Genomic DNA, 26,578 nt, shown 5'->3' with positions numbered 1-26,578 from the left:
CGGAGTGACTCAAATCTCCTCACGAACCTGCGCATAGGTAAGTGCCGCGAAAATGCCTGTGCCACCGAGAACGTTTCCGGCGAAGGCAGGCAGGATACCCCCGAATGTGGCGGTCGCAATGCCGAGCTCCCCTCTAACAACGAGGATGAAGAGCTCAGTTGAACCGGCCACCACGTGTGACATACCGCCGAGCCCGATCATGTAGGTCACTATAATGATCATGAGGACCTCGCCTGAGCCTTCCATGCGCGGCAGAATCCAGACCAGCGCTGCGATCAGGAACCCCGCCGGTATGCCCCAGGCGAAATGCTCCAGGGCCGTTGCCTCGGCGTAATGGCGCGAGATGGCAAGAATGCCCTCGAAGCGGGCCTCCGGCAGGATGTGTCCATAGACGAGGACTAATGCCGCCGCCAGGCACCCCACGAGATTGGCGGCAAAGACGATGCCCCAGAGGCGCGCGGTTTGGAAGAAGGACCAGCGTGTTGGCGAAAGGAACAGCGGCAATATCGGCGTGATCGTGTTCTCTGTGAACAACTGCATTCGCCCGAGGATGACGATCAGGAAGCCAACCGTGTAGCCCAGGTTCGAGATGCCCGCGGCCCAGTCGGCATGCGGCAGGATCGAGGCAAGAAACCCCTTGCACAGAACCGAGGCACTGATCGCCAGCCCGGCCGCAACACCAGACCACCATAGCGCACTGATTGGCCTCGAAAGTTCGTGCTCACCCTCTCGTCGGATCGCCTCAAAGATGACCGATGAGGGAACGCTCTCATATTCATCAGCCTGTTCTTTCTCGCCGCCATCAAGATCGGTTTCATCGGACATGCATCGTAACCCTCAAATGCCCGGCCTCAGGAACAGCCAGGCCTACTCAGAAACCGAAAACGTGGCCTTGGGTCCCTTCACCGGCTCGCGGTTTTCAACCTGTTGCAGATAATAGTCGATCTGTTCATGAAGCGGGTGGTTCAGGCACCGTTTCTTGATGAAATTGAGGAACGCCGAGGCCTTCTCCCACTGTCCCAGTCCATTGGCCAGCGCCTGGGCCACCAGCAGGTACGCCGGCGCCAGCTCTTCGCTGTCCGGAAACCGCTTGTGGAAGTCCTGCAGCAGCTTCAGGGCCAGCTTGAAGTGGCCGCGATGGTAGAGACAACGGGCACAGCGGACCGACAGTCCGGGATCGTCTGGCCTGAATCCCGGCTCGGTGGTTTCGATCGTCTTCAGCAACTCGGCAATACCGTCACCGTCATTGCGGTCGGCCAGCATGTTCAGCAACCGGGGATGATACCGGTACAGTTCCGCAACGTCGTTGCGGGCGGTCAGCAGCTGGTGCAGCTGCCCCAGCCGCAGCGCGTTCTGTGGGTCCCGCTTGAGGGCTTCCTTGAGCATGGACTGCACGCGGTCGTAGTTGCCATCCTTCAGGTTCATGTCGATGTCGGCATCAAACCGTTGGGTGCGATCCCGGTTCTGCATTTCCCCGGCATGCTCATCGTCCTGCAGGTCACTGGCGAAACCCAGCTCCTCCTGATACTGGAACAACAGATAGCCCAGCATGTGAAACAACATCAGGGTGAAGGTGCTGTTGAGGAAACCGGCCAGTGTGCGCGCAATTCCCGGGGTGAAATGGGTCAGTGCGAAATCCTGGGCTGCGCCGGAGGCCAGGGTCAGCAGGATCAGGTAACCGTAAAGCAGGAAATAGGGCGCGCCGATCCGCGACATCAATACCGCCAGATTCATGGGATTGACCGCTGCCATGACCGAATGCTCCATGGCCAGAACCATAATGCTGGCCGGCAGGGCCAGTATCACAAACGCCAGGGTCAGGAACATCAGTAACGGACCACCGACCATGGCTGCAGCGGCCACCATGCCACCCATCAGGGCAAAAACCAGCAGTTGCAGAATGACAATATCAAAACCGCTGCCACTGAATGCCACGGCGACAGGGGGCGGTTTCATGTGGCCTTCTGCCGTGTGGCTGATCACCGCATAGGTGTATTTCAGCAAGGCAAGGGCCAGCACCAGGGTGATGATAAGACCGATCAGGTTGCCGCTGACAAGCAAGGGCACCAGTGTGCAGATGGCGATCACTATCAATGGATCGGTATGGAACGGATAGCGGAAAAACGCCCCTATCCGGTTCCAGAAGGGCACCACCTCAGTGGCAGCGCCGAGGTAACGCATGGCGCGGCTGCAATGGGGGCACAAGGCATGTTGCTTACGGGTGTCGGCATCCGGCATGCAGCGGGTGCAATAATGGATCTGGCAGTCTCCGCAGTGCCATTTTGCGGGTTCGCCGGGGTGGTAATGGCAATCGTGTTTCACTGTCGGCCCGGTTCTGGAGAATCAAGGATTGAGTTGGCAATGATGGCAGAAGGAAAGTCATCTCACCAGACGGCTGTGTTCCGGCTCGGGTAGACTGTCACAGAAGTTGCTGCGTATGAGTACTGGCACACAAACATTACCGGAGGACATTTGGAACGGGCGGCAGATCTGAACGTAGTGGAGCCGGATTCGGCAGGCCGGAAAGATAACCGCTATACCTGGCGGGGAATCCTGTCGCTTGCCCTGAAGCATAAACCGAGACTGGTGCGGGCCAATGTGCTTGCCATTCTGGCCACCGTGGTCAGTGTGCCGATTCCACTGTTGCTGCCGGTACTGGTGGATGAAGTGCTGCTGGATGAAGCCGGCCCGGTGCTGCCGGTCATGCAGGCTGTTCTGCCCCAGGCATGGCATATGCCCGTGGTATACATCGGCCTGATGGTGTTGACGGCGTTTTTGCTGCGGTTGCTGTCGCTGGCCTTCAACGTGCTGCAGTCACGCGAGTTTTCCAAGATTTCCAAGGACGTGGTGTTCCGCATCCGCTCGCGTCTGCTGGGGCGGCTGCAGCGGGTGGCCATGTCCGAATATGAAACCCGGGGCTCCGGGGGCATTACCAGCCACTTCATCACCGATCTCGATACCATCGATCAGTTCCTTGGTACCACCATCAGCCGTTTCCTGGTGGCAAGCCTGACCGTAGCCGGAACCGCGGTGGTGCTGATGTGGGTGCACTGGCAACTGGGGCTGCTGATCCTGCTGTTCAATCCTCTGGTGATCTTCGCCACCATGCTCATTGGCAAGCGGGTCAAGGACCTCAAGCGCCGGGAAAACAGCGCCTATGAGGATTTCCAGGGCGACCTGACGGAAACCCTGGATGCCATCCACCAGCTCCGGGCCGCCAATCGAGAGCAACATTACCTGCAGCAGCTGATCAGCCGTGCCCGCAAGGTTCGCGACCACGCCATCCAGTTCGAATGGCGCAGCGACGCTGCCACCCGCGCCAGCTTTGCGCTGTTCCAGTTCGGGGTGGACACCTTCCGTGCCGCCGCCATGGTGACGGTACTGTTCAGTGACCTGAGCATCGGCATGATGTTCGCCATTTTCGGCTACCTGTGGTTCATGCTGACACCTGTGCAGGAAATGCTGAACATGCAGTACGCCTGGTTTGCAGCGAACGCCGCGCTGAGTCGCATCAACCGATTGCTGGAGCTGAAGGAGGAGACTCGCTATCCCGCCCTGGAGAATCCGTTCCGGGATCACCATACGGTTGGCCTGACCCTGAAGAATATCCACTTCAGCTACGGCGAGGAAGAAGTGCTCAAGGGCATCGACCTGTACCTGGAGCCGGGAGAGAAAGTGGCGGTGGTGGGTGCCAGCGGGGGTGGGAAGTCCACCCTGGTGCAGGTGATCCTGGGCATGTACACACCACAACAGGGGGAGGTTTTACTGGGCGGCGTGCCGGTTCAGCGCATCGGGTTGCCCTGCCTGCGGGAGCACGTTGCCACGGTGCTGCAGCATCCTGCCCTGTTTAACGACACCGTACGTCAGAACCTGACCCTGGGCCGTGACAAGACCGATGCCGAGATGTGGCAGGCGCTCACTATTGCCCAGCTCGACAAGACCGTGGCGGAAATGCCACAACAACTAGACACCATGATCGGCCGGCAGGGTGTGCGGCTCTCGGGCGGCCAGCGGCAGCGGCTGGCCATTGCACGGATGGTGCTGTCGGATCCGTCCGTGGTTATTCTGGATGAGGCCACCTCGGCTCTGGATGCGGAAACCGAGTTCCAGTTGCACCGGGATCTGGAAGCCTTCCTGCGCCAGCGTACCACGCTGATCATTGCCCACCGCCTCAGCGCGGTGAAACAGGCCGACCGGGTTTACGTATTCGAGGATGGTTACATCACCGAGGAGGGGCATCACGACGAGCTGATTGCCCGGCAGGGGCTCTATGCGCAGCTTTACGGCGACCGGCAGGGCTGAGCGCAATAACCATTGTTTGCATTTTGCGCTGATCCCGGCATGTCCGGGAACGTACATATAGGTTAACTACCTATTACAGAAAAAACTGTGCGTGCCGTTAAACACTATCGAGCATTATCCCCTTTATCCGGCAGCGTGCCCCACCCGAGGTATCCCCCCAATGAATGATTCCAGCCTTGTTGCCAGGGAAGAACGTCTGCGCACGGACCGGCAGGTACTGTTGATTCTCCTTGCCCATATACCGGTGGTGGCCCTGCTGGTGCCAATCGGTTTCGGCACCCATTCGTTCGCAATCGTGGCGTCGTTGATGTTAGGTGTCGTGATTGGCGCAGGTTACGGGATGCTGCGGGGTACCCGGGCGCTGTCCCTGTTGTTTGCCGCTGCCATGATGGTGTTCTCGGCCATTATGATCCAGGCCCAGATGGGCCGCATCGAAATGCACTTTCATATCTTCGCCGCCATGGCTTTGCTGATCATCTACCGTGACTGGCTTCCGGTGGTGGCCGCTGCCGTTGTGATTGCAGTGCATCATCTTGTGTTTACCGGCTTGCAGATGTCGTCAGCCAGTATCGGTGATACATCCATTGCTCTTTTCAGCCATGATGTGGGCTGGTCGGTGGCGATGGTGCATGCAGCCTTCGTGGTGTTTGAGGCGGGTATTCTGGTGTTCTTCGCCATTCGCATGGGGCAGGAGCGCAGGCAGTCGATACAGATCATCGGGGTGGTGCAGAATTTCGATGCACAGAAGGATCTCACCGGCCGCATCGACGATATCGGCAATGATATGACCGCGACCTCGTTCAACAGCATGGTGGCGAGGTTTGAGGCATTGATCACCATGGTCCGGGAACTGTCGGGGCGGCTTACCGAAAACGCCAACGGGCTGAAGGACGTCAGCCGTCATTCCGGCACGATTGTCGATCAGCAGCAACAGCAGACCGACCAGGCGGCAACGGCCATGAATCAGATGTCGGCGACAATCCAGGAAGTGGCGCAGAATGCCCAGGCTGCGTCTGAATCGGCCATCGAGGCATCAGAAGCCGCGTCGGCCGGCTCCGGTAATGTGGCGGATGCTGTCAAGCTGACGGAGTCCACCAACACCTCCCTTGAGGATTCCGCCCGGATGGTGCAGGAACTGGTGGACAAGATTCAGTCCATTGCCACTGTGATCGGCTCCATCAGCGATATCTCGGATCAGACCAACCTGCTGGCGCTGAACGCCGCCATTGAGGCTGCCCGGGCCGGCGAGCATGGCCGCGGATTTGCCGTGGTGGCGGATGAAGTGCGCAATCTGTCCCGCCGTACCCAGGCGTTTACCAGTGATATCCGTACCACGATCGGCGAACTGACCCAGGTCTCCGAGGGCAGCCTGGCCGCTATAGAAATCGGTCAGACCCGTTCCCGCGAGACCACTCATGCCATTCGCCAGGTAGGTGAGGCCCTGGCGCTCATCGAAACGGCCATCGGTGAGGTCAGCGCCATGAATCAGCAGATTGCCGCGGCCTCCGAGCAGCAGGCAACGGTTTCGTCTGAAATCAATGAGAACATCCAGCGTGTGGCCGGGCAGGGTAACGACGTGGTGTCCGAAGTCGGCAAAGCCGGCACTATGGCCGAAGAGCTGGAGCTGGTCGTGGACCAGGTCGATGCACTGGTCAGGGAATACAAGACCTCCTGATACCCCCGGCCTTTCCGGCCGGGGGTATTCATTGCCGCAATACCGAACATTCACGGAACCGCAGTTGAAGTCTCGTCAATCGGTGCAATAGTTATAGGTGACTTCCATAGTCAGGGCCTTTACGTCAATGTGTCTCGCAGTTATTGGAGTACACTGAGGTAAAGGTTCCTGCTACAGCCTTTCGGATTCTCGGATAACGAAAAGGAGGCACTCCATGTCGAAAGAAAGCCTGAGCAAAGACAGTCTCAATACCCTTTCCAGCCTCGAAGCTGGCGGTAAAACCTATCACTACTACAGCCTGCCCAAGGCAGCTGATACCCTTGGCAACATAGACAAGTTGCCGTTTTCCCTGAAAGTACTGCTCGAAAACCTGCTGCGTAACGAGGACGATGAAACGGTGGACCGTAGCCATATCGACGCCATGGTCCAGTGGATGAAAGATCGCAAATCTGACACCGAGATCCAGTTCCGTCCCGCCCGTGTACTGATGCAGGATTTTACCGGCGTGCCCGGTGTCGTGGATCTGGCGGCCATGCGTGAGGCGGTCAAGGCCGCTGGCAAGGACCCGGCCATGATCAATCCGCTGTCGCCGGTGGATCTGGTGATTGACCACTCGGTGATGGTGGACAAGTTCGGTGACGCGTCTGCCTTCAAGGACAACGTCACCATCGAAATGGAGCGCAACCAGGAGCGTTACGAGTTCCTGCGTTGGGGCCAGCAGGCCTTTGATAACTTCCGTGTGGTGCCGCCGGGTACCGGTATCTGTCACCAGGTGAACCTGGAGTACCTGGGCAAGACCGTCTGGAGCAAGGATCAGGACGGAAAAACCTTCGCCTATCCGGACACGCTGGTGGGCACGGACTCCCACACCACCATGATCAACGGCCTGGGCATCCTGGGCTGGGGTGTTGGCGGTATCGAGGCGGAAGCGGCGATGCTTGGCCAGCCGGTGTCCATGCTGATCCCGGAAGTGGTTGGCTTCAAGATTACCGGCAAGCTCCGGGAAGGCATCACCGCCACCGACCTGGTGCTCACGGTGACGGAAATGCTGCGCAAGAAAGGCGTGGTGGGCAAGTTCGTGGAATTCTACGGGGATGGCCTGAAGGACATGCCCGTGGCTGACCGGGCCACCATTGCCAATATGGCACCGGAATACGGCGCTACCTGCGGCTTCTTTCCGGTGGACGAGCAGACGATCAAGTACATGCAGCTGACTGGCCGCGAAGAGGCCCAGCTTGAACTGGTGGAAGCCTATGCCAAGGCCCAGGGGCTGTGGCGTCAGCCGGGCCAGGAACCGGTATACACCGACAACCTGGAACTGGACATGGGCGAGGTTGAAGCCAGCCTGGCCGGGCCCAAGCGTCCTCAGGACCGTGTGGCCCTGAAGAACATGAAGGCGTCTTTCGAACTGTTGATGGAAACCGCCGAAGGCCCGGCGCAGGCCCGTGAGAGTAACCTGGAATCCGAAGGCGGCCAGACCGCCGTTGGCGTGCAGGACAGCTACCATCACGCTGCCAGCCAGCCGATGGAAATGAACGGTCAGAAAACCCGCCTCGACCCGGGTGCGGTGGTGATTGCAGCTATTACCTCGTGTACCAATACCTCCAACCCCAGCGTTATGATGGCAGCGGGCCTGATTGCCCAGAAAGCCGTGGCGAAAGGCCTGACCACCAAGCCCTGGGTGAAAACATCCCTGGCGCCCGGTTCCAAGGTGGTGACTGACTATCTGAAAGTAGCCGGCCTGGACGACGATCTCGACAAGCTGGGTTTCAACCTGGTGGGCTATGGCTGTACCACCTGTATCGGCAACTCCGGCCCACTTCCTGATGCTGTTGAAAAGGCGATTGCCGATGGTGACCTCACCGTGGCTTCAGTATTGTCCGGTAACCGTAACTTTGAAGGGCGCGTGCACCCGCTGGTGAAAACCAACTGGCTGGCTTCACCCCCTCTCGTGGTGGCCTACGCGCTGGCCGGTAACGTGCGGCTGGATCTTTCAAAGGATCCATTGGGTGAAGACAAGGACGGCAATCCGGTTTACCTGAAAGACCTGTGGCCGAGCCAGCAGGAAATCGCCGAGGCCGTCGAGAAGGTGAAAACGGACATGTTCCGCAAGGAATATGCGGAAGTGTTCGACGGTGACGAAACCTGGAAGTCCATCAAGGTGCCGGAAAGCAAGGTGTATGAGTGGTCCGACAAGTCCACCTACATCCAGCATCCGCCCTTCTTCGAGGGGCTGAAAGAAGAGCCGGATCCGATTGATGACATCAAGGATGCGAACATCCTTGCCCTGTTGGGGGATTCCGTTACCACGGACCATATCTCCCCGGCGGGCTCGTTCAAGGCAGACAGCCCTGCGGGCAAGTATCTGCAGGAGCGTGGAGTAGACCCGAAAGACTTCAACTCCTACGGTTCCCGCCGTGGTAACCATGAAGTCATGATGCGGGGCACCTTTGCCAACGTGCGTATCAGAAACGAAATGCTGGATGGCGTTGAAGGCGGGTTCACCAGGCACATCCCCTCCGATGAGCAGATGCCCATCTATGATGCGGCCATGAAGTATCAGGAAGAGGGCACACCGCTGGTGGTGATTGCCGGCAAGGAATACGGTACCGGCTCCAGCCGCGACTGGGCCGCCAAGGGCACCCGTTTGCTGGGCGTTAAGGCGGTGGTGGCGGAATCCTATGAACGGATTCACCGCTCCAACCTGATCGGTATGGGGGTAATGCCACTGCAATTCCCGGAGGGTGTGGATCGCAAGAGCCTGAAACTCACGGGTGAGGAAACCATCAGCATCAAGGGGCTATCAGGTGAGATCAAACCCGGGCAGAAGCTGGAAATGACCGTAACCTATCCGGATGGCGGCACGGAGACTTGTGAACTGCTGTCGCGGATTGATACCGCCAATGAGGCCGTGTACTTCCGGCATGGAGGTATTTTGCATTACGTGGTCCGGGAGATGCTCCGTACCGCCTGAGAGCAGTGAAAGAGAACCGGTAAGCGAATTCAAAAGAAACGAAGAGGGAGACTATGACCGACAAGCCGTTTCTGACAGACGTCAAAACCCTCCGCGAGAGGGCACGGAAACACATTGAGCAGGGTGCCGTGACCGAGGGTTACGGCGCCAACCGTGACAATGTGGTCAACATACTCAATGAGGCCCTGGCGACGGAGATTGTCTGTACCTTGCGCTATAAAAGTCATTATTTCCGGGCGGAGGGCATCAACGCCAATGTTGCGGCCCAGGAGTTCCTGGAACATGCGGATCAGGAACAGCAGCACGCCGACTGGCTTGCCGAGCGCATTGTGCAGCTGGGCGGCAAGCCCAATTTCTCACCGGAGGGCCTGCTGACCCGGTCCCATGCCGAGTTTGTGGAGGGTGACACCCTCCGGGACATGGTGGTGGAAGACCTTGTGGCAGAGCGGATTGCCATCGACAGCTACCGTGAGATTGCCCGCTATCTGGGCGACCAGGACCCGACCTCAAGGCGCATCATCGAGGATATCCTGGCCCAGGAAGAGGAGCATGCTGACGATATGGCCGGTTTGCTGGAAGGGTTGGATGCCTGAAGAAACGGCGCGCCTGGCTGCTGATGCAAGGTTTATAAGTCAGTGGTCAGGCGACATTTTCAGGCAAACTGATCCAGAAAGTCGAGCCTTCTCCGGGTGTGGAGGTGAATCCTACTGAACCATCCATACGGGTAATCAACTCCCTGGTGATTGCCAGCCCAAGGCCGGTTCCCCCCTTGCTCCGGGTTGCAGATCCATCTGCCTGCGCAAATTTGTCGAAAACCTGTTCTTGAAACTCTCTGGGGATGCCTTCTCCATAGTCGCGGACAAAAATGGTTGCCAGACCATCCTTTTCCGTAGCGAACAGCTCCACATCACTTCCCTGGTCGGAAAATTTGATAGCGTTGGAAAGCAGGTTGTTGAGAGCCTGGGCCATGTGTCGCGTGTCGACCTGAACTGAAAGAGAGTCGGGCACCGTCCCCAGGCGTATTGCAATGTTTCTTCGCTCCCCCAGGGGCTGGTTGGCCTCCGCTGCCTCTTCGAGGATTTGCCTGAGCGGTGCCGGTTCCAACTGAAAACTCATTTTTCCAGCGACCAGTTTATCGATATCCAGTAAATCATTAATGAGGTCAGTGAGCTGGCGGCCGTTGCGGGTGGCGATTTCCAGCATGTTTCTGGCCTTGTCCGGCAGAGGTCCGGCAATACCGGAAGAGACCAGATCCAGAGAGCCCACGATGGAGGTCAAGGGTGTGCGAAGTTCGTGGCTGACAGTGGAAATAAACTCACTCTTGAGCCTGTCCATTCGCCTGCGTTCAGAAATGTCCTCTACCAGTGACCAGATCAAAGGTTCACCAGCGACACTTTTTACCAGGATGCCCTGAATAAGAACCGGTACCAGGGCGCCGTCTTTTCGCTTGATCTCCTGTTCAAATGGCCCGTAACGGCCATGCTCTTTCAGATCTTTGGCGGCCTGCTGCTTGTGCTTTTCATACCCCGGTGGTGTCACATCCCAGTATTCAAGCTCCATGAACTCTGAATAGGTGTAACCCGTACAGTCCAGTAACGCTGCGTTCGCATCCCGGTTCTGTCCACTGTAGAAGTCGGTCAGCACAATGCCGATTGGAGACAGTTCGAAGAATGCACGCAATTGCTGTTCACTCTCCTGAAGGGCCAGCTGGGTACGCTTTTGCTCGTCAATATTGGCAATAAAACCATGCCATATTGAACTGCCGTCCGGTCGGTGCTCTGGTGTGGCCCGCCCCTCGACCCATTTCCAGTTGTCACCGGATATCTTGACTCGATACTGGGACTCCCAAACACTCAGCGACTCCTGGGATTGCTGAATCGACTCGGTCACGTGAGCAACATCTTCAGGATGTATAGCGTCGAATGCGTAACTGGCATCTTCTTTGGCAGCTTCAGGCGAAACACCGTATATGTCGTATATGCCCTCGCTGCTGTAGGGAAACCGTGAGCGACCGTCCGGATATCGCTGGAACTGGTACAGCATTCCGGGCACGTTTACCGACAGTTTCTTCAGCGTATCTTCATGAACATGTTGCTGCAGAAGGGCAGCCGTCCATTGGGCGAGCCCCACGATGAACAGGCGATCCAGGTCTGTAAACGGGGTCGTTCTCGGTGAAACCGATGAAAAATTCAGTGTGCCGAACAGCTTGCCATCAAACTCTATGGGCGCGGCGATATAGCTCTCCAGGCCCTGCTCGGCATAGCAGGGTTGGTTCCGGTATTCGGAATTGGCCATATGGCTGATTGCCAGGTGATCCCGCTTTTCCAGCATCAGTGAGCAATAGGTTTGATTTACCGGTATTGATAGTCCTGTGGTCAGGACTGAATCGTCCGGCGCCCTGAACCATCGGATGGTATAGATTTCTTCGTTGATTTCGCTGACGATGCCTGTTTCCAGCCCGAGGTGGCCCAGGCCCAGATCCAGAGCCATGGTTATTTTTTGTTCCAGGGACCCGGAGGTATCGACAGTGAGCCTGTTGAGCGCGCTCAGAATCCTGGTTTTTTCCAGTTGTTCCCGGCGGGATTCCCGCGCCTCGAAGTCATTGATTTCGTCTTCAGCACACTGGGCAAGCTCCCGGAGCAGTTCCTGCTGCGCCGAATCGAGCGATTGTGGTCTGGTTCCAATGATGCAAAGCGTGCCGAGGCGGTATCCCTCCTTGTTGTGGAGTGGCGCACCTGCATAGAAGCGAATGTAGGGCGCTCCGGTAACCAGTGGATTATCAGAAAAGCGGGAATCACGATGGGTGTCTTCGATGATAAAAAGCTGTGGGCTGTGAATGGCGTGCCCGCAGAAAGAAATGTCCCGTGATGTCTGGCGGGCATCCAGTCCCTGGCAGGATTTGAACCATTGCCTTTTCTCATCAACCAGGGAAACCAGGGCAATGGGAACGCTGAACGCCAGTTTCGCCATTCGCGTCAACCGGTCAAACCGCTCCTCCGGCGGCGTATCCAGAAGGTCCGTATTCTGCAGGGCGAGCAGTCGATCTGGTTCGTTGGCTGGTGTTTCAGGTGCTTTCATCGGCCTGCTCTCCTGTCGAACCTGCGTCTTCGGCGGTCGGTATGTCCACCCAGAAATGTGCCCCGTTATCATTGTAATAGCCAACAGCGCCACTCATCAGCCTTGCCAGCTCATCACTGATGGCAAGCCCCAGCCCTGTGCCTTTGACGGATCGGGTGGTACCGGTCTCTGCCTGCGCAAATCGCTTGAAGACACTGTCGGCAAAAGAATCCGGCACTCCGGAACCCTGGTCACTGACCGTAATCCGGACCCGCCCTGGCGCCCGTCGTTCCGCCGTTAGCCTGACGATCCCGTTTTTCGGAGAATACTTGATGGCGTTACTGAGGAAGTTGTCGAGAATCTGCCGAACCCTGTGTTTGTCGCAATACAGGTGGACGGAGACGTTTGCTTCAGCTTCGAGTTGCACGGCATGCTCCGCAGCCATCGTGACGTTGTCAGCAATGGCAGCGTCCAGAATGGGTGCGAGTGGTTCGCTCTGGATGTGAACTTTCAGATTTCCGCTCGAGAGTTTGTTGAAATCCAGCAGATCGGAAATCAGCAGCTGCAAGCGTTCCCCGTTTCTGAGTGCGAGGTTGGCCATTTCCTGGCTTTTATCGTTGAGCGGGCCGGTGATTCCGGAAGACAGCAGTTTCAGGGCACCAGTCATGGAAGTGAGGGGGGTGCGTAACTCGTGACTGACGGATGACATGAAGTGTTCCTTGAGTCTTGCCAGGTTGTCCCGCTCCTCCAGCAGTCGGTTGAATGCACTGGCCAGGCTTTTGAGCTCTGGGAGGCCGGTTTCTCTAAGGCGCATCGCGGAATCCGGCTGTTCAGCCATTCGCTGAATTCGCGAGGTCATCCGATCCAGAGGCGACATGGTGGATCTGACAAGGAGGTAGCTCAACACAACCAGTCCCAGGGTGATCAGTAAACTGATACCGAAAAAGCGAACAAACGATTCTCTCGCAGGTGTTGTTACCTGCTCGTAGGGTACGGCACGAACGAATACCCACCCCAATCTCTGCAGGTGTTTGGTAGCGTATAGCAGGGTCTGGCCCTGCTGGTCCTCTATCTGGCCCAGGGTCATGCCGGACAGCGCTGCGTCGGTCAGGGGATCTGCGCCCGGTGGTGGTAACGGCTCGATACGCTGTGAGCCCTGTCCGGAATCAACGTATAGAAAGTTTTGCGTATCAATGATTATTTCAATGCTCTGTGAGTCACTGCTGCCGGATTTACGATTCTCCGGTAGCAGGTTGGTTTCGCCAAGATCAAGGATCCCGCCAACAAACCCCAGCAGGTCGTTATCATCCGTTTCAATTGGCGCAAGAAAAGACAGCAGCGGTCTGCCCGTGGTCCGTCCGATGATGGGTTTGCTGACTACGGGACGCCGTGTTTCCAGTGTCTCCTGGAAGTGTGGGCGATCCAGGTACTGGGTGCCGACACGATCGGGAACGTAGATACTCTCGGCGACTGCACGTGCCTCTTCATCGAATACCAGCAACCCGGCTGGCATCAGTTCGTGCAGTGATGTTTGTCGCCCCAGTGCTGCCTCCAGATCGGCCGGGTCTGGCAGATCATTGTCGCTGGCGAGTTGGCCTGCCAGAGCAGACAGGGCATTCAGGCGGAGCTGAAGCTTCTGGTCAACCTGCTCTGAAGTCCTCTCGGCCTCCAGTATCTGACGCTGGATCAGCAAGTCCTCAAAGTCGTGAATCAGAGCCTGGTAAGCGGTTACTACGATAGCGGCAACTGTCAACAGACTGCCACCGATAACAATCAGCGCCACCCGGCTGCCAAGGGAAAGGGATTTGCCTGAGCGCAAAGAAGTGCCTCGTCGTTGCTTTTTGCGGGAGAATGTTTTGTGATGAACACAGATTAGCCGAATCAATGTGGTTGTATCACCAAAATTTTGAGGTGTCAGGCCTTTTATGGACAAAAAAGCACCAGAAGGCGTCGCGGAGAAACTCGCCCGCCTGCGATTGAGTTTCCGCAGCAAAACAGAGGGCGAACTCGATCAGTTAGCGGAAATTGCTTTCCAGCTGACTCGTGACGACCGGGCACGCCCGGACATAACAGAAAGCATTTTATCAGCCTACAGCACACTGCACCGGCTGGCAGGTTCTGCCGGGACTTTTGGGTACACCGCATTGGGTGATCAGGCACGCCTTCTTGAACAAAACTTGAAGCCGTTGGCAGAGCAACTGACTGCTGATACAGATAAGCATTGCGATCACCGCGAGGAAGAGACGCAACAGTTGCTTGAAGTTATCGCTGAAGCACAGCATCTGCGTAAGCTGCTCGATGGGACCGCTGAGTCTGCAGAGCGTTTACCACAACGCCAGCCGCGTGCGAGAAAAAATGAAGTTCAGTCAGCTCCGGACATTCAAGTTATTTTGTGCGGGCTCCCGGAAAAAACGGCGATTTTTCTGGAACATGCGCTCTCTAACTATGGATTCTTGATATCCAGAATGGATATCGGGTCTGTGTCGCTGAAGCAAAAGCCGGGAATGACAGCGGTGGTGACCAGTGAAGACTCGCTTTCCCTGGTGTCGAGAGTGTTGGACCCTCTCGAGTCCGAAAGTAGCGCAGGCAGACCTCCGCTCTTGTGTATGGGGCGCCAGGATGATTTCAAAAGCCGGTACGCACTGGCTGACGCGGGTGCGGACGCTTTCTTTCCAGAGCCCATTGACGCCCCGCAGCTGGCAGAAAGAATAGAGCGGTTGGTGAATGACCAGAATGAACTGGTTTCCGGTAGGATACTGATTCTTGATGATGACGAATACCTGGCTACCCGTTACTGCACAGTCCTTGAAAACGCCGGTTTTCGTGTAAGAGCGATCAATGACCCGGAAACCGTGCTTGCCGAGCTGTCGGAGTTTCGCCCGGATATAATGCTCCTGGATGTACGTATGGGAGCCTACTCGGGAACCACAGTCGCCAAGCTGATCCGCTTTGACCCGGAGTGGTTGAGTCTACCCATCGTCTATCTCTCATCCGAGCGGGATAAACACGTCCAGCTCGAAGCCCTGGCCAAAGGGGCGGATGAATTCATCACCAAACCGGTTTCTGATGACTACCTTGTCCGGACGGCGCAGATCCGCTGTTACCGTGCCCGGCAGCTGAACGAATTGCTGATAAAAGATAGCCTTACGGGGCTGTTGAAGCATTCCGTTATCAAGCAGGAGGTAGTAAACGAGCATGCCAGATGCCAGAGAATGTCGCATGTGTCAGCCGTAGTGATGCTGGATCTTGATCATTTCAAGTCAGTGAACGACCAGTATGGCCACCGAGCGGGTGATGCGGTGATCAAGGCGCTGGCCAACCTGCTCAGGCATCGTCTGCGTTCAACGGACCTGATAGGGCGTTATGGTGGGGAGGAGTTCGCAGTAATCCTGCCGGAGTGTACAACCGATGAAGCACAGAACGTGTTGACCCAGATATGCAACGCGTTTGCCGACCTGTCATTCGCCACTCCGGAAGGCAATTTTTCGGTCACTCTGAGTGCCGGAATCGCTGGCCTCGATGCATTTGCCTCCGGTAGCGATGCCCTGGACGCTGCTGATCAGGCACTGTATGAGCGTAAGACTTCCGGCCGAAATGGCGTTACCGTTTTTCATCAGGTTTAAAGCGCGACCCTTATGAGATCACTGATTCTGGAAGACGATGTATTGCTCGCTGACCTGATAGAAACCGTGGTTGACGGACTTTATCCGGGCGGCACGGTTTTCGTCACGTCCTCGGTTGAAACTGCCCTGGAGCATTGGTGGAAACAGGGGGCTGACCTGATGATTATTGACTGGAACTTGCCGGACGGTTCTGGTCTTGATGTGGTCAGAACCGTTCGGGAAAATGACAAACAGTCTCCGATCGTAATGGTTTCCGGCCGTTCGGACCGGGAGTCTGTCCTCAAGGCTGCCCACTATGGCATCAGTGGCTACATCAGCAAGCCGTTTGATGTGTCATTTCTGCATGAAAGGTTGACGGTATTGGTGGGGCCTGCAACTGGTCAGTGCGAAATGCCGCCGGACCTCAATGACCTCTTGCAGAGTTCGATGGACTCGATCATCCAGCTTCCGGCCGCTTTTGATGCCGCAAAGATTATTGAGTTGTTTGATCGCAAAGAGGATCTTTCCGTGTCGCAGCTTGCCGAGCGCTGGAACGGGGAGGTGGCTTTGACGACCCGGCTGCTTGACGTCGCCAACAGCGCTTCGCTTCAGAAAACGGGGGAGCCTGTGCGCAATCTCAGAGATGCGATTGCAACCCTGGGCGTGGACAGGTCGTTGCAGCATGCCATGGCGCTGTCGCTTGATATATCCGGGCAATTGCGTGACAGCCGCCTCGCTGAAATCGCTGCCGGGTTTCTCGAAACATCCAAAAAGGTAGCAGGCGAGGCTGAACGGATTGCGCTGAGAGTGGGCGCCAATCATTCTGAGGTTCACACCGCAGCATTGCTCAGCCGCGTGGGCGAGTTGGCCGTGCTCAAGGTGATGCAACAATGCCTCGATCGCAACGGCTTGATATCTGATGACCGGATTGAGGCCGAACTGCAAACATGGGCACAGAGATATGGTAACCGGCTCAAGGTACAGTGGCACCTGCCCTTGCAGTTGAGGGAGTTAATTGGTGCTGTTCACTTTTTACCGCGTGATGCGACGAGTAAGTCGAAACTGATTATGCGCGCGTCCGCATTACAGATAAATGGAGAGGGCTCTGGCGAGGAGTGTTTGCGTCTTTTACGCAGATTGGGTTTGAGCGATAGCAACGCGGAGAGTCACAATGGGTGAGAAGTCAGAAGAGCTTCAGCGAATCCTTTATGTGGAGGATGACGCAGACATCCGGGCAGTCGCTGAACTGGCACTGGAAACGGTGGGTGGATTTTCGCTCAAAACGTGTAGTTCGGGGCAGGAAGCACTTGATGAAGGTCCGGATTTTGGGCCCGATCTGGTCCTTCTTGATGTGATGATGCCCGGCATGGATGGCCCGTCGACATTACGTGCCATGCAGGCAAACCCTGTGTTGAAGAGTGTGCCGGTGGTATTCATGACCGCCAAGGTGCAAACTGAAGAAGTTGCGTTCTACCGGGAGCTGGGAGCTGTAGAGGTGATACCCAAGCCATTCGACCCCATGACCCTGGCAGACCGGATACGCGAAATATGGAAGTCCAAGGTTTGAGCATGTTTAACAAAGAATCTCCGGAAGCACTCAAAAGCAAACTGAACCTGGAAACCTCCAGGATCAGCTGGCATGACCTGCAGGTCTATTACGCCCGTGGTCATGTGGTGAAGGTGTCTCCGGAACTGGATCTGCTGGATGTTGCAGCAGAACTGGCAGCCGACAACACCGCAAGGTTCAGGAGCTGGATGGACGCCGGTCAGGTGGGTGATGTTGCGCCTGATCTGGCCCGTCACTGGTACAAGGAAAACACCGAACTCTGGGCCGTGGTCATTGCGCCCTGGGTTCTGGTGCAGGACAGGTCCGGCCATGTGCTTCACTGACTGTTATGTGGTCACGTCGTGAAACTGCACTACTTCCACGGCCGTGGCCCGCTGCGTTCCCTGGTGATGCTTCGTGACCAGCGCCGGGTGGAGCTTTTCATCAAACCGATTGGTGATGACGTCTGGGCGCTGGTTGCGCTCAGTGGTCCGTTGAACGGCCAGCCCGAAAAGCACCGTTGCCAGGGTCCCTATCGTTCGATTACCCGGGCCGAAGGCGTATTGCGCAGTATTGCGGGGGCACTGATGGGAGATGATTACCAGCCCCAGCCCCACGACTACGTGGTCTGGTCGGTGATGGCCCAGCGCCTGGCCCGTTCCATTCGTGTAGACTGCGATGCCAGTGCCGGTCACTTTCATTTCGATCCGGATCAGTACGAGCCGATCGGCTGAATTGCCGCACTATCCACGACCATTCCCGAGGGTTATATGCTGACCGGCGCATTGCTGATTCTGGCACCGTTATTTCTGGGCTTTGCCCTGGCACTGGAAAACCGTCAACTGATGACGGCGATCCACTACACCGTTGAGGGGCTGATCTATTTTATCCTGGCGTTGCTGGGCCTGGGTCTGGGCCAGATGGAAGGCTTGTCTGCCCAGCTTGGCGGAATGGCGGCCCAGGTCCTGCTGCTGGTTGTTGTCCTGCTGGTGGCAAACATGATCGGATTGTGGCTGTTCCATCGCTGGCAGCCGATGACCGTTGAACGTCCGGAGGGTGATGTCGGCACCGGCTATCGCCGGCTGTTTCTGGCCGGTCTGAAACCTTTGGTGGCGGTTGTGGTCGGCCTGCTTGCCGGCTTTTATCTGTTGCCGGATATGCCCATGGCCGAACAGGTGGCGACCTGGGCTCTGATGCTGCTGCTTTTCTTCATCGGCATCCAGTTGCGTAACGCCGGCCTGTCCCTGCGCAAACTGTTGATGAACCGACAGGGCCTGGGCATTGCGCTGGCCCTTACGCTCAGTTCCCTGGTGGCCGGCATTGTGCTGATACCCTGGCTTGGGCTGCCCTGGCACGACGTGCTCGCCATGGCATCCGGCTTTGGATGGTATTCCCTGTCGGGCATTGTGATCGGTGATGCCCTGGGGCCTGCCTGGGGTGGCGTTGCCTTTCTCAATGACGTTATCCGGGAAATCATAGCCCTGGCCATCATTCCCCTGCTGATTTCCACCCGGCCGGCCATGGCCATTGGCTACGGCGGTGCCACGGCCATGGACTTTACCCTTCCGGTGATCCGCAGCAGCGGTGGCCTGGCTTGTGTGCCTGTTGCCATTGCTTCCGGATTCCTGTTGTCGTTTTTGTCGCCGGTGTTGATGGCGGTGTTTCTTTCGTTGGGATAAATTGATACGCCGCAGTGCATGTTGCGGTTGTATCGGTAAACTGTCACGCAGTAAGCTGACTTTTCTTGATAAAAGTTAATTAACGCTACCTTGCCCGGAAACCAGATGCAGCGCCGTGACTTTCTTGGTTTATCAATAGCCGCTGGTCTCTCTGTGGCCGGGTTATCCGGTTGCAGCAAACCCGGGCCCCTGGCTTTCGGGATTCACCCCTGGATCGGGTATGAGCCACTGTATCTGGCACGGGACTTTGGCTGGTTGCCGGAGACGGTCACCTTCAGGACCGGTACCTCGGCCCGGGACTCAATGAATGGCCTGCTGTCCGGTGAGCTGGGCGGCGCGGCATTGACGCTTGATGAAACCATCAGGGTCTGGTCCCAGGGCACAGAACTGGTGGTCGTGGCCGTGGCCGATGTGTCTGCCGGGGCTGATGTTCTGATGGTTCGCCCCCGGATCAGTGAACTGGCGGATCTCAGGGGCCAGCGCATAGCGGTTGAGCTGGATGGGGTCTCCGGTATCCTGTTGCTCAAGATCCTTGAGGTTGCCGGCCTCACCCGGGATGACATTGTTACGGTTGATCTGCCGGTAAACCTGCATCCCGAGGCCTGGGCCCGTGGTGATGTGGATGCGTCTGTCTGTTACGAGCCGACGGTTTCGGCGCTTGAACAAGAGGGCGGGGTCCGGCTCTTCGACAGCAGCGAAATGCCGGAAACCATTTTTGATGTGCTCGTGGTGACCCGTGACACGGCGGAACAGAACCCACGGGCAGTGCGCGACCTGGTTGCAGCGCACTTTTCCGGCTTGCGTCATCTGGTGCGGAGTATGCACGATTCCATTTACCGGGTGGCAAGTCGTCAGGGAATCCGGCCCGAGAACGTGAAGAGCGCTCTGGGAACGGTGATGCTGCCGGATCTGGCGGCAAATCAGCGTTACCTCGCTGCCTCTGGCCGGGTGGAAGCCATGGCCCGTTCGCTCTCCCGCCTGATGGTTCGTGAGGGAATGATCCCAGGTGAGCCCGGATTCCGGCGCCTGTGCGATCCTGCCTTTCTGCCCAGGAGGCTGTCTTGAGCGTTCGCTGGCGGCCCTCAATCCTGATTATAATTTCTTTTGTTACCGCATGCCTGACAAGCGAAATTGCTCCTGCCCGGGAAACCCTGGCGCTTGGTGTGTTCGCCTATCGGTCTGATCACATTATCCGTGAACGATACGAGCCGCTGGTCCGCTATCTCTCGGAAGAGGCTGGAGTGGACGTAACACTCGAAGTGCTCAACCAGGATCAGATGAGCCGAGCGGTTGCCGCCAACAGGCTGGATTTTTTCCTGACCAATCCGAGCCATTTTCTCCAGATACGCAGTGAAAGAAGCCTGACCGGTGTTCTGGCCACCCTGGTCCGGCGCTCGGGAGACAATTCTACCGCAAGCCTGGGCGGCGTCATGTTTACCAGGGCGGAGCGGGAGGATATTGATGCCCTCGGAGACATCCAGGGTAAAAGTATTGCCTCGCCGGGGGTTCATTTTCTTGGTGGGTATCAGGCTCAGGCCCTGGAATTGCTGGATGCCGGAGTTGATATCCGCCGGATGAACCTGGTTCGTTTCGTGGATACCCATGATCGGGTTGTGCGGTCGGTGCTTTCGGAAGACTCTGACGTCGGCTTCATTCGCACCAGTATTCTTGAAGAGATGGCCCTGGAAGACCCGGACTTACTCGCGCAGATAAAAGTACTGAACCACCAGGCACTGGCGGGGTTTCCCTACGCCGTGTCGACACGCCTCTATCCGGAGTGGCCTCTGGTGGCTCTGCCCCACGTTAATGAGCGAGACGTCCGTCGGGTCGCCTCCGCGCTCTTTGCCCTTGAGCCGGAAGACGAAGCGGCCGCGGCTGCCGGCATAAGCGGTTTTTCCCCGCCTGCGGATTACCAGTCGGTGGAGTACCTGGCCCGAACGCTTCGAGTGCCCCCCTACGACCAGATGCCACAGGTAACCTGGGTTGATGTCCTGAATCAGTATCGCATCTGGGTGTTCACGATTCTGGTTCTGGTCATTCTGCTGCTGGGCAGCTCGCTGTGGCTTGGCCGGAGCAAGCGCGAACTGGCAGTGCAGCAGAAACGACTCAAACGGCTCATTCGTGACTGGCCCCAGCCGGCCCTGCTGATTCGGGAAGGTGTATTGGTCAATACCAACCGAGCTGCCGTGGATCTGCTCCGGTATGCCTCGGATGAATCACTGCACGGCAAGGGCCTCGCGGTCTTTTCACCGGAGTACCAGCCGGATGGGCAACTCTCCAGCCAGAAGATGGCGCAGACCCTCGTCAGGGTGAGAGGCGGCCTCGTGGAACAGTGCGAATGGATGTTGCTTCGCTCCGATCGAACCGAGGTCTGGGTTGACATGACCCTGGCTCCGGTTGAGGGTGAAGGTGACAGCGAACCGGTCATACTCTGCTCCCTTTATGATATCACCAGGAGGAAACAGGCCGAGCAACGCCAGCGCCTGGCCGCAAGTGTGTTTGATCATGCCCGCGAAGCGATTTTTATCACCGACAGCCATGGCGTGGTTCTTGACGCCAATGACGCCTATCTTGAGATCACTGGCCGGCCCCAGAAGCGGGCCATCGGACGTTTGCCACCGCTGCCGCTGGATGAGGGCAGCAGTGTTTTCTCCACTGCCAGGAATCAGGGCTTCTGGTCGGGAGAGTTCGCCTGCAAGCATCACAACGGCGATAACCTGATTCTCGCGGTAACCATCAGTAGCGTGCGTGGGGACCATGGTGAAGTTTCCCATTTCGTAGGCATCTTCAGCGATATCACCCGGCTCAAGGAACAGGAGCGGAAGCTTCTGGTGATGGCGCATTACGATGCACTGACCGGCTTGCCGAACCGCGTTCTGTTTTCCGACCGGCTGCAGCAAGCGATGGCACTGGCCCTCCGCCAGGGGGTCAGGCTGGCGGTGGTCTATATCGACCTGGACGAATTCAAGCCGGTCAATGACGCCTTTGGCCATGAGGCGGGTGATCAGCTACTGATTGAAATTTCCTCTCGAATGCGGGCAGTGCTGCGGGAAGAAGACACCCTGGCCCGCCTGGGCGGGGATGAATTTGCGGCTATCGTGACCAACGTCCAGCGAGAGGACTCTCTGGAGGGCCTGCTGGCGCGCCTGCTGGGCCGGGTGGCTGAACCGGTCTGGGTGGCGAACCACAGCGTGGAAGTATCGGCCAGTATTGGTTACACCCTGTTCCCGCAAACTGAAAACCTGGATGGTGATCAGCTGCTTCGCCAGGCAGACCAGGCCATGTACCAGGCCAAACATCGGGGCCGTAACCGTTATGTCCGGTTTTCCGCGCCCTCTGGCTGACAATCACCGTCAAACAGTTCGGTAGCCGGTTATCTGGCCCGATTTCAGACAAGAAACTTGCGGATATCAATCCGGTATTCGTCCGGGTCAACGGAGCGCAGAATACGGTCCTGGGTGCCCGGCCTGGAGAGATCAATCGTATCCACGGTGATGGGCAGGCGGAAACGGGTGTTGTACATCACGCGGACCACGGGCAGTCGCTGGTCGTCGTCGTTGGTTTCCACCACCACCCCGAGCCGTCCGCTCTCCAGAAGTACCAGTGAGCCAATGGGATAGAGGCCTACGCAACGGATAAACTCTTTCACCAGGCCGGGGTCAAGATGGCTGCCGCTCCATTCCAGCAGTTTCTTGAGGCCCTGGGTCGGGGTCATGCCCTTGTGGTATACGCGATCGGCGGTGATGGCATCATAAACATCGGTAATCGCCACCATGCGGCCGTAAACGGAGATTTCGTCCCCCTGCAGCCCTTCCGGATAGCCGCTGCCGTCCAGTCGCTCATGGTGCTCTGCCGCGGTGACAATTGTCAGCTCACCAATGCCCTCGGTTGACCTGAGGATGTCGCTGGAATGCCGGGCATGGGCTTTCATGACCTCGAATTCCTCCGGTGTCAGTCTTCCCGGCTTATGGAGTATTTCATCCGGCGTGAGGATCTTGCCGATATCATGAAGCAGGGCGCCGACAATGGTCTGGTGAAGGGCGTCGGCCGGCAGCTTGCGGTAGTTGCCGAACAGGGACATCAGCACGCTGAGGTTGACGGAATGCTCCAGCAGGTAGTTGTCTTTCTCGCGGATACGGCCCAGGCAGCTGAGGGCGTTGGCGTTGCGGAAAACCGAACTCTGAAGCTCGTCGGCCAACTGGTGGATGGGGGCGATATCAATGGCACCGCCGAATTTCACGCTGTTCATCAGGTTGCCCACCAGGCCCTGGGCCTGGCTGTGTACCTGCCGGGCGAGCACCATTTCCTCGGCCACACTGACGCGCCTGTAAACCCCAGGTCTCAGTTCCCCCGCACTCTGCAGAGCCGACTCGTTTCGCCGGTCAACCTCATGGGCCGGTTCCGAATCCTGGGAGTCCAGACCACGGGACACATCGATATAAACGTGATCCACCCCCATCCGGAGGATTTTCTCGATGGTTTCCTCTCTTTTGATCACACCGCGACGGCGCTGGGTATTGTGTGGAATCCAGTCGTTGTTCAGGTCGGTGATGTACATTCCGACCTTCAGTGCCGATACGGGGATGCGTTTGATCATTGCCGCTGGAAGAACGTTCTCAGGCTATTGTCGTAGGTGGTAGCCAACACGTTCTCCAACGGTAACTGTTTCACTTCGGCGATTTTCTCGGCCACAAACGGGATGTAGAAGGGTGCGTTCTCCCTGCCGCGATAGGGCACCGGGGTCAGGAAGGGCGAATCCGTCTCCAGCAGTATCTGTTCAATGGGAGCCATGCGCACGATATCGCGCACGTTTTCCGCCTTGTTGAACGTGGTGATGCCGTTAAAACCCAGGCACCAGCCTTCATCCAGCGCATACCGCGCCAGCCCGGGGCCGGAGGTGAAACTGTGAATCACCCCGCGACGGCTGAGGGTGGTTTCGAATTCTTTCAGTATCTCGATGGTGTCGTCATCGGCCTCGCGGCTGTGAATCACCACCGGGCAGTCGGTGTCGCAGGCAATCTGCAGCTGGCGGCGAAAAACTTCACGCTGAACACTGCGGTCTGCGTTGTCATAGAAGTAGTCCAGGCCAATCTCACCCACCGCTACGATTTTATCGTCGCCGGCATGGGCACGGATTTCCGCTTCCGCGGCATCTGAATACTTTTCCGCGTCATGGGGGTGAACACCCTGTGTACCGTACACCCAGGGAGCGACCTGGCTGAGTTCCCGGACTGTGGCCAGGTTGTCCGGGGAGACGGCAATCGTGATCACGCGCTCGATGTTCACCCGCTGCGCTTCGGCCAGGGTTTCCTCCAGGGGGCGATCCTTGAGGTAATCCAGGTGGCAATGGGTTTCGATAATCGGATGATCGAATACGGGAATCTCGCGACGTTTTTTACTCATATCCGGGCACTACACTCCAACGCAACCCTGCTAATGGCTGCTATTCTGAACATTTGGTCGAGCCAGTTTACCAGCTTGTCCGATTATTGACCTGTATTAACTCCATAGGGAGTAGCACGGAGCTTTATTGATGACATTATCGGCGTTTGCCCGTTCCTTTCTTTTCGACCTCAAGAAGCCCCGGTTCCGGGAATACCCGACCTTGCTGGACAACGATGAGAAGCTGCCCGGGCTGGAGGCCAGCCTGGAGCAGATTGGTGAATACCAGCGCCGGTTGTGGGCCAACCAGTCGAAAGCTGTGCTGCTGATCACCCACGGCCCTGACACCAGCGGCAAAGACAGCCTGATCCGGACCCTGGCAACCTACGCCGACCCTGCCGGCTTCCATGCCTGGTCATTCAGCCGGCCCAAAGGCGCCGAAACCCGTCATGATTTCCTCTGGCGGGTAACGCCTTTCCTGCCGGGCTTCGGTGACATGGTGGCATTCAACCGAAGCCATCACGAGGCGGTGATTGCCGAGCGGGTATGGCCGGTTCACGAGCCCGACAGCTATAACTGGAAGAACCGTTACCAGTCCATCCGGAACTTCGAGAGCCATCTGGTGGAAGAGGGTACAACGGTGATCAAGATCTGGCTCAACCTGTCCGAGGACGAACATCGTGAGCGACTCCTCAAACGCCTCGACAAGCCCCGTAAACGCTGGAAATTCGATCGATCGGATATTGATGGCTGGCAGAAACGTGGTGATTATGAAAAGTTCGCCGAAGAAGCCCTGGCGGCGACCCATACAAAGGAAGCGCCCTGGTTTGTTGTTCCCGGTGACAGAAAGCCCCAGGCAAGGGCTATCGTTGCATCCATACTGGCCGAGCAACTGGAGCGCCTGGCTCCGGACTATCCGAAGGAGGACGAGGGCGTACTGGAAGAGTATCGTCGCCTGTTGGCCAGGAATGGCGTGAAGTGAATCAGAGGGAGAGGCGCATGCACATTGTTGTTGTCGGTGGCGGCGTGGTGGGCATGACCACGGCCTATGAACTGAATCGCAGGGGGCACCGGGTTACGGTGCTGGAACGTCACGGTATTGCCGGCAACGAAACCAGCAAGGGCAACGCGGCCCAGCGTTCCTATGGGGTGGTTTACCCCTGGGCGGATCCGGCCATGGTGATGAAGGCCATACCCTGGCTGTTCAAAAAGGACGGGCCCCTGAAACTGAGGCTGCCGCCTTCCATGGAATCCCTCAGGTTCCTGTTCTCTACACTGCGATATGCCCGCTCGCCAGGGCTCTTTGGCCTGAACAAGCGCGCCATGCTCCGCCTGGGCATCCACAGCCGCGAGCGGTTTCTGGCCCTTGAACAGGAGCTGGACCTGCACTTCGATGGGGACCATCGGGGGCTCCTCCACCTGGCCAGCACCCCGGATGCCCTCGAGGGCTACCGCCAGACCCACAAACTGCTCAACGAGCTTGGTATCGCGTCCCGGTTGCTGACCCCCGGGCAGGTTCGTGAGGCGGAACCCGGAATGACCGGCAACGGCCCGCTCTATGGCGCCCTGAGCTACGATACTGACGGCACCGGCGACTGCCACCTGTTCTCCGTTGAACTCGCCAGGGCCTGTGAGTCGAAGGGCGTCACCGTGCGCTACAACACGGAGTCGGAGCACCTGATTGCCAACGATCACCGGGTGACTGGCGTTGCTGTTCGCAACAAGGACGGGAAAGCCGAGACGCTTGAGGCCGACGCGGTGGTGATTTGCGCCGGCTGCTGGTCCGGCCAGCTGACCCGCCCGCTGGGCCTTGAACTGCCCATCTACCCGGTCAAGGGCTATAGCTTTACGGTGCCACTGTCAGATCCTGACCGGGCACCGGTTTCCACCGTTCACGATGATAACTTCAAGGTGGTTTCTACCCGTCTGGGCAACCGCTTGCGGGCATCCGGGTTCGTGGAACTGGCCGATTTCAACCGCAACATTCCCGAAGCCCGGCTGGCCACCATCCGCAAATCCGTGGAGTCCCGATTCCCCGGCTGTGCGGACCTCCACGCTGCCGAAACCTGGACCGGTTTCCGGCCCATGACTCCGGACGGCCCTCCGATCATCGGCTATGGTCCCCGTGAAAACCTGTTCCTCAACACCGGTCACGGTACCTTCGGCTGGACCTTGTCGGCGGGCAGTGCGTCGGTTATTTCCCAATTGATCGGTGGCGAGGAGCCTTCGGTTTGCCTGGATGCGTTTCGGCCTGGACGGTTTGCCGAATAGTGTTTGGATTATGGCCTTGGGTGGATGAGCCGTTCCGGGGGCCCCTCACAAGATACGCTGTGAATACGTCCATGTACGCTCGACAAAAAC

20 protein-coding genes are annotated in these 26,578 nt (G+C 57.6%); 14 read left to right on the top strand and 6 right to left on the bottom strand.

The genetic code is table 11. The features are described 5' to 3' along the window. Window positions 1-9: 9 nt before the first annotated feature. Both HLUCCO03_RS16465 and HLUCCO03_RS16460 read right to left on the bottom strand, forming a co-directional pair. A complete protein-coding gene (locus HLUCCO03_RS16465) occupies window positions 10-825 on the bottom strand; it encodes a formate/nitrite transporter family protein (protein WP_027830031.1) in 816 nt (271 codons plus the stop codon). A gap of 42 nt (window positions 826-867) precedes the next feature. Next, complete coding sequence (locus HLUCCO03_RS16460; RefSeq protein WP_027830030.1) at window positions 868-2,322, bottom strand: hypothetical protein; 1,455 nt, start codon at window positions 2,320-2,322, stop codon at window positions 868-870. A gap of 150 nt (window positions 2,323-2,472) precedes the next feature. On the opposite strand from HLUCCO03_RS16460, the gene HLUCCO03_RS16455 reads away from it, so the two are divergent. The 4 genes from HLUCCO03_RS16455 (at window position 2,473) to HLUCCO03_RS16440 (ending at window position 9,544) form a co-directional block, all read left to right on the top strand. After that, window positions 2,473-4,302, top strand: a complete 1,830-nt coding sequence (locus HLUCCO03_RS16455) for an ABC transporter ATP-binding protein (protein WP_197025625.1) — start codon at window positions 2,473-2,475, stop codon at window positions 4,300-4,302. A 160-nt stretch (window positions 4,303-4,462) separates the two neighbouring features. Next, on the top strand, window positions 4,463-5,977 hold the full coding sequence (locus HLUCCO03_RS16450; RefSeq protein WP_027830028.1) for a methyl-accepting chemotaxis protein: 1,515 nt from the start codon (window positions 4,463-4,465) through the stop codon (window positions 5,975-5,977). Window positions 5,978-6,191: 214 nt separating this feature from the next. Further along, window positions 6,192-8,951: an aconitate hydratase AcnA gene (acnA, locus tag HLUCCO03_RS16445; RefSeq protein ID WP_027830027.1), complete on the top strand. Its 2,760-nt coding sequence runs from the start codon at window positions 6,192-6,194 to the stop codon at window positions 8,949-8,951. Between the two features lie 53 nt (window positions 8,952-9,004). Then, window positions 9,005-9,544 (top strand): ferritin-like domain-containing protein, encoded by a 540-nt coding sequence (locus tag HLUCCO03_RS16440; protein WP_027830026.1) that lies wholly within the window; start codon window positions 9,005-9,007, stop codon window positions 9,542-9,544. A 46-nt stretch (window positions 9,545-9,590) separates the two neighbouring features. On the opposite strand, the gene HLUCCO03_RS16435 is transcribed toward HLUCCO03_RS16440, so the two are convergent. Both HLUCCO03_RS16435 and HLUCCO03_RS16430 read right to left on the bottom strand, forming a co-directional pair. Beyond that, on the bottom strand, window positions 9,591-12,029 hold the full coding sequence (locus HLUCCO03_RS16435; RefSeq protein ID WP_027830025.1) for an ATP-binding protein: 2,439 nt from the start codon (window positions 12,027-12,029) through the stop codon (window positions 9,591-9,593). After that, window positions 12,016-13,827 carry an ATP-binding protein gene (locus HLUCCO03_RS16430; RefSeq protein ID WP_292016748.1) on the bottom strand — a complete coding sequence of 604 codons (1,812 nt, stop codon included), beginning with the start codon at window positions 13,825-13,827 and terminating at the stop codon, window positions 12,016-12,018. Before HLUCCO03_RS16430 ends, HLUCCO03_RS16435 begins: the two co-directional genes overlap by 14 nt. A 106-nt stretch (window positions 13,828-13,933) precedes the next feature. Between HLUCCO03_RS16430 and HLUCCO03_RS16425 the strand changes: the two genes are divergently transcribed. From HLUCCO03_RS16425 to HLUCCO03_RS16390, 8 genes are all read left to right on the top strand, one after another. Next, a complete protein-coding gene (locus HLUCCO03_RS16425) occupies window positions 13,934-15,631 on the top strand; it encodes a diguanylate cyclase (RefSeq protein WP_027830024.1) in 1,698 nt (565 codons plus the stop codon). 12 nt (window positions 15,632-15,643) lie between these two features. Further along, window positions 15,644-16,789 (top strand): response regulator, encoded by a 1,146-nt coding sequence (locus HLUCCO03_RS16420; protein WP_027830023.1) that lies wholly within the window; start codon window positions 15,644-15,646, stop codon window positions 16,787-16,789. Then, on the top strand, window positions 16,782-17,177 hold the full coding sequence (locus HLUCCO03_RS16415; RefSeq protein WP_027830022.1) for a response regulator: 396 nt from the start codon (window positions 16,782-16,784) through the stop codon (window positions 17,175-17,177). Before HLUCCO03_RS16420 ends, HLUCCO03_RS16415 begins: the two co-directional genes overlap by 8 nt. 2 nt (window positions 17,178-17,179) lie before the next feature. Beyond that, window positions 17,180-17,500, top strand: coding sequence for a DUF2288 domain-containing protein (locus HLUCCO03_RS16410; RefSeq protein ID WP_027830021.1), 321 nt, complete (start codon window positions 17,180-17,182; stop codon window positions 17,498-17,500). An 18-nt stretch (window positions 17,501-17,518) separates the two neighbouring features. Next, window positions 17,519-17,890 (top strand): hypothetical protein, encoded by a 372-nt coding sequence (locus HLUCCO03_RS16405; RefSeq protein WP_027830020.1) that lies wholly within the window; start codon window positions 17,519-17,521, stop codon window positions 17,888-17,890. A gap of 36 nt (window positions 17,891-17,926) precedes the next feature. Beyond that, window positions 17,927-18,835, top strand: a complete 909-nt coding sequence (locus tag HLUCCO03_RS16400; RefSeq protein ID WP_027830019.1) for a lysine exporter LysO family protein — start codon at window positions 17,927-17,929, stop codon at window positions 18,833-18,835. Between the two features lie 105 nt (window positions 18,836-18,940). Beyond that, a complete protein-coding gene (locus HLUCCO03_RS16395) occupies window positions 18,941-19,900 on the top strand; it encodes an ABC transporter substrate-binding protein (RefSeq protein WP_036197066.1) in 960 nt (319 codons plus the stop codon). Continuing rightward, window positions 19,897-22,179 (top strand): diguanylate cyclase, encoded by a 2,283-nt coding sequence (locus HLUCCO03_RS16390; protein WP_027830016.1) that lies wholly within the window; start codon window positions 19,897-19,899, stop codon window positions 22,177-22,179. The genes HLUCCO03_RS16395 and HLUCCO03_RS16390 overlap by 4 nt, the downstream gene beginning before the upstream one ends. Window positions 22,180-22,223: 44 nt before the next feature. Here HLUCCO03_RS16390 and HLUCCO03_RS16385 read toward each other — a convergent pair whose 3' ends face one another. Next, window positions 22,224-23,432 (bottom strand): HD-GYP domain-containing protein, encoded by a 1,209-nt coding sequence (locus tag HLUCCO03_RS16385; protein WP_027830015.1) that lies wholly within the window; start codon window positions 23,430-23,432, stop codon window positions 22,224-22,226. Then, a complete protein-coding gene (locus HLUCCO03_RS16380) occupies window positions 23,429-24,238 on the bottom strand; it encodes a TatD family hydrolase (protein WP_027830014.1) in 810 nt (269 codons plus the stop codon). The genes HLUCCO03_RS16385 and HLUCCO03_RS16380 overlap by 4 nt, the downstream gene beginning before the upstream one ends. A gap of 130 nt (window positions 24,239-24,368) precedes the next feature. Between HLUCCO03_RS16380 and HLUCCO03_RS16375 the strand changes: the two genes are divergently transcribed. Beyond that, a complete protein-coding gene (locus tag HLUCCO03_RS16375; protein ID WP_027830013.1) occupies window positions 24,369-25,199 on the top strand; it encodes a polyphosphate kinase in 831 nt (276 codons plus the stop codon). 17 nt (window positions 25,200-25,216) lie between these two features. After that, a complete protein-coding gene (locus HLUCCO03_RS16370; RefSeq protein WP_027830012.1) occupies window positions 25,217-26,488 on the top strand; it encodes a D-amino acid dehydrogenase in 1,272 nt (423 codons plus the stop codon). Window positions 26,489-26,578: the final 90 nt, after the last annotated feature.

Origin of the sequence: Marinobacter sp. HL-58, from assembly GCF_001314605.1 — a bacterium.
Taxonomy (GTDB): domain Bacteria; phylum Pseudomonadota; class Gammaproteobacteria; order Pseudomonadales; family Oleiphilaceae; genus Marinobacter.
The sequence above is the reverse complement of the archived record's forward strand: the minus strand, read 5'-3'. Positions and strand labels throughout refer to the sequence as shown.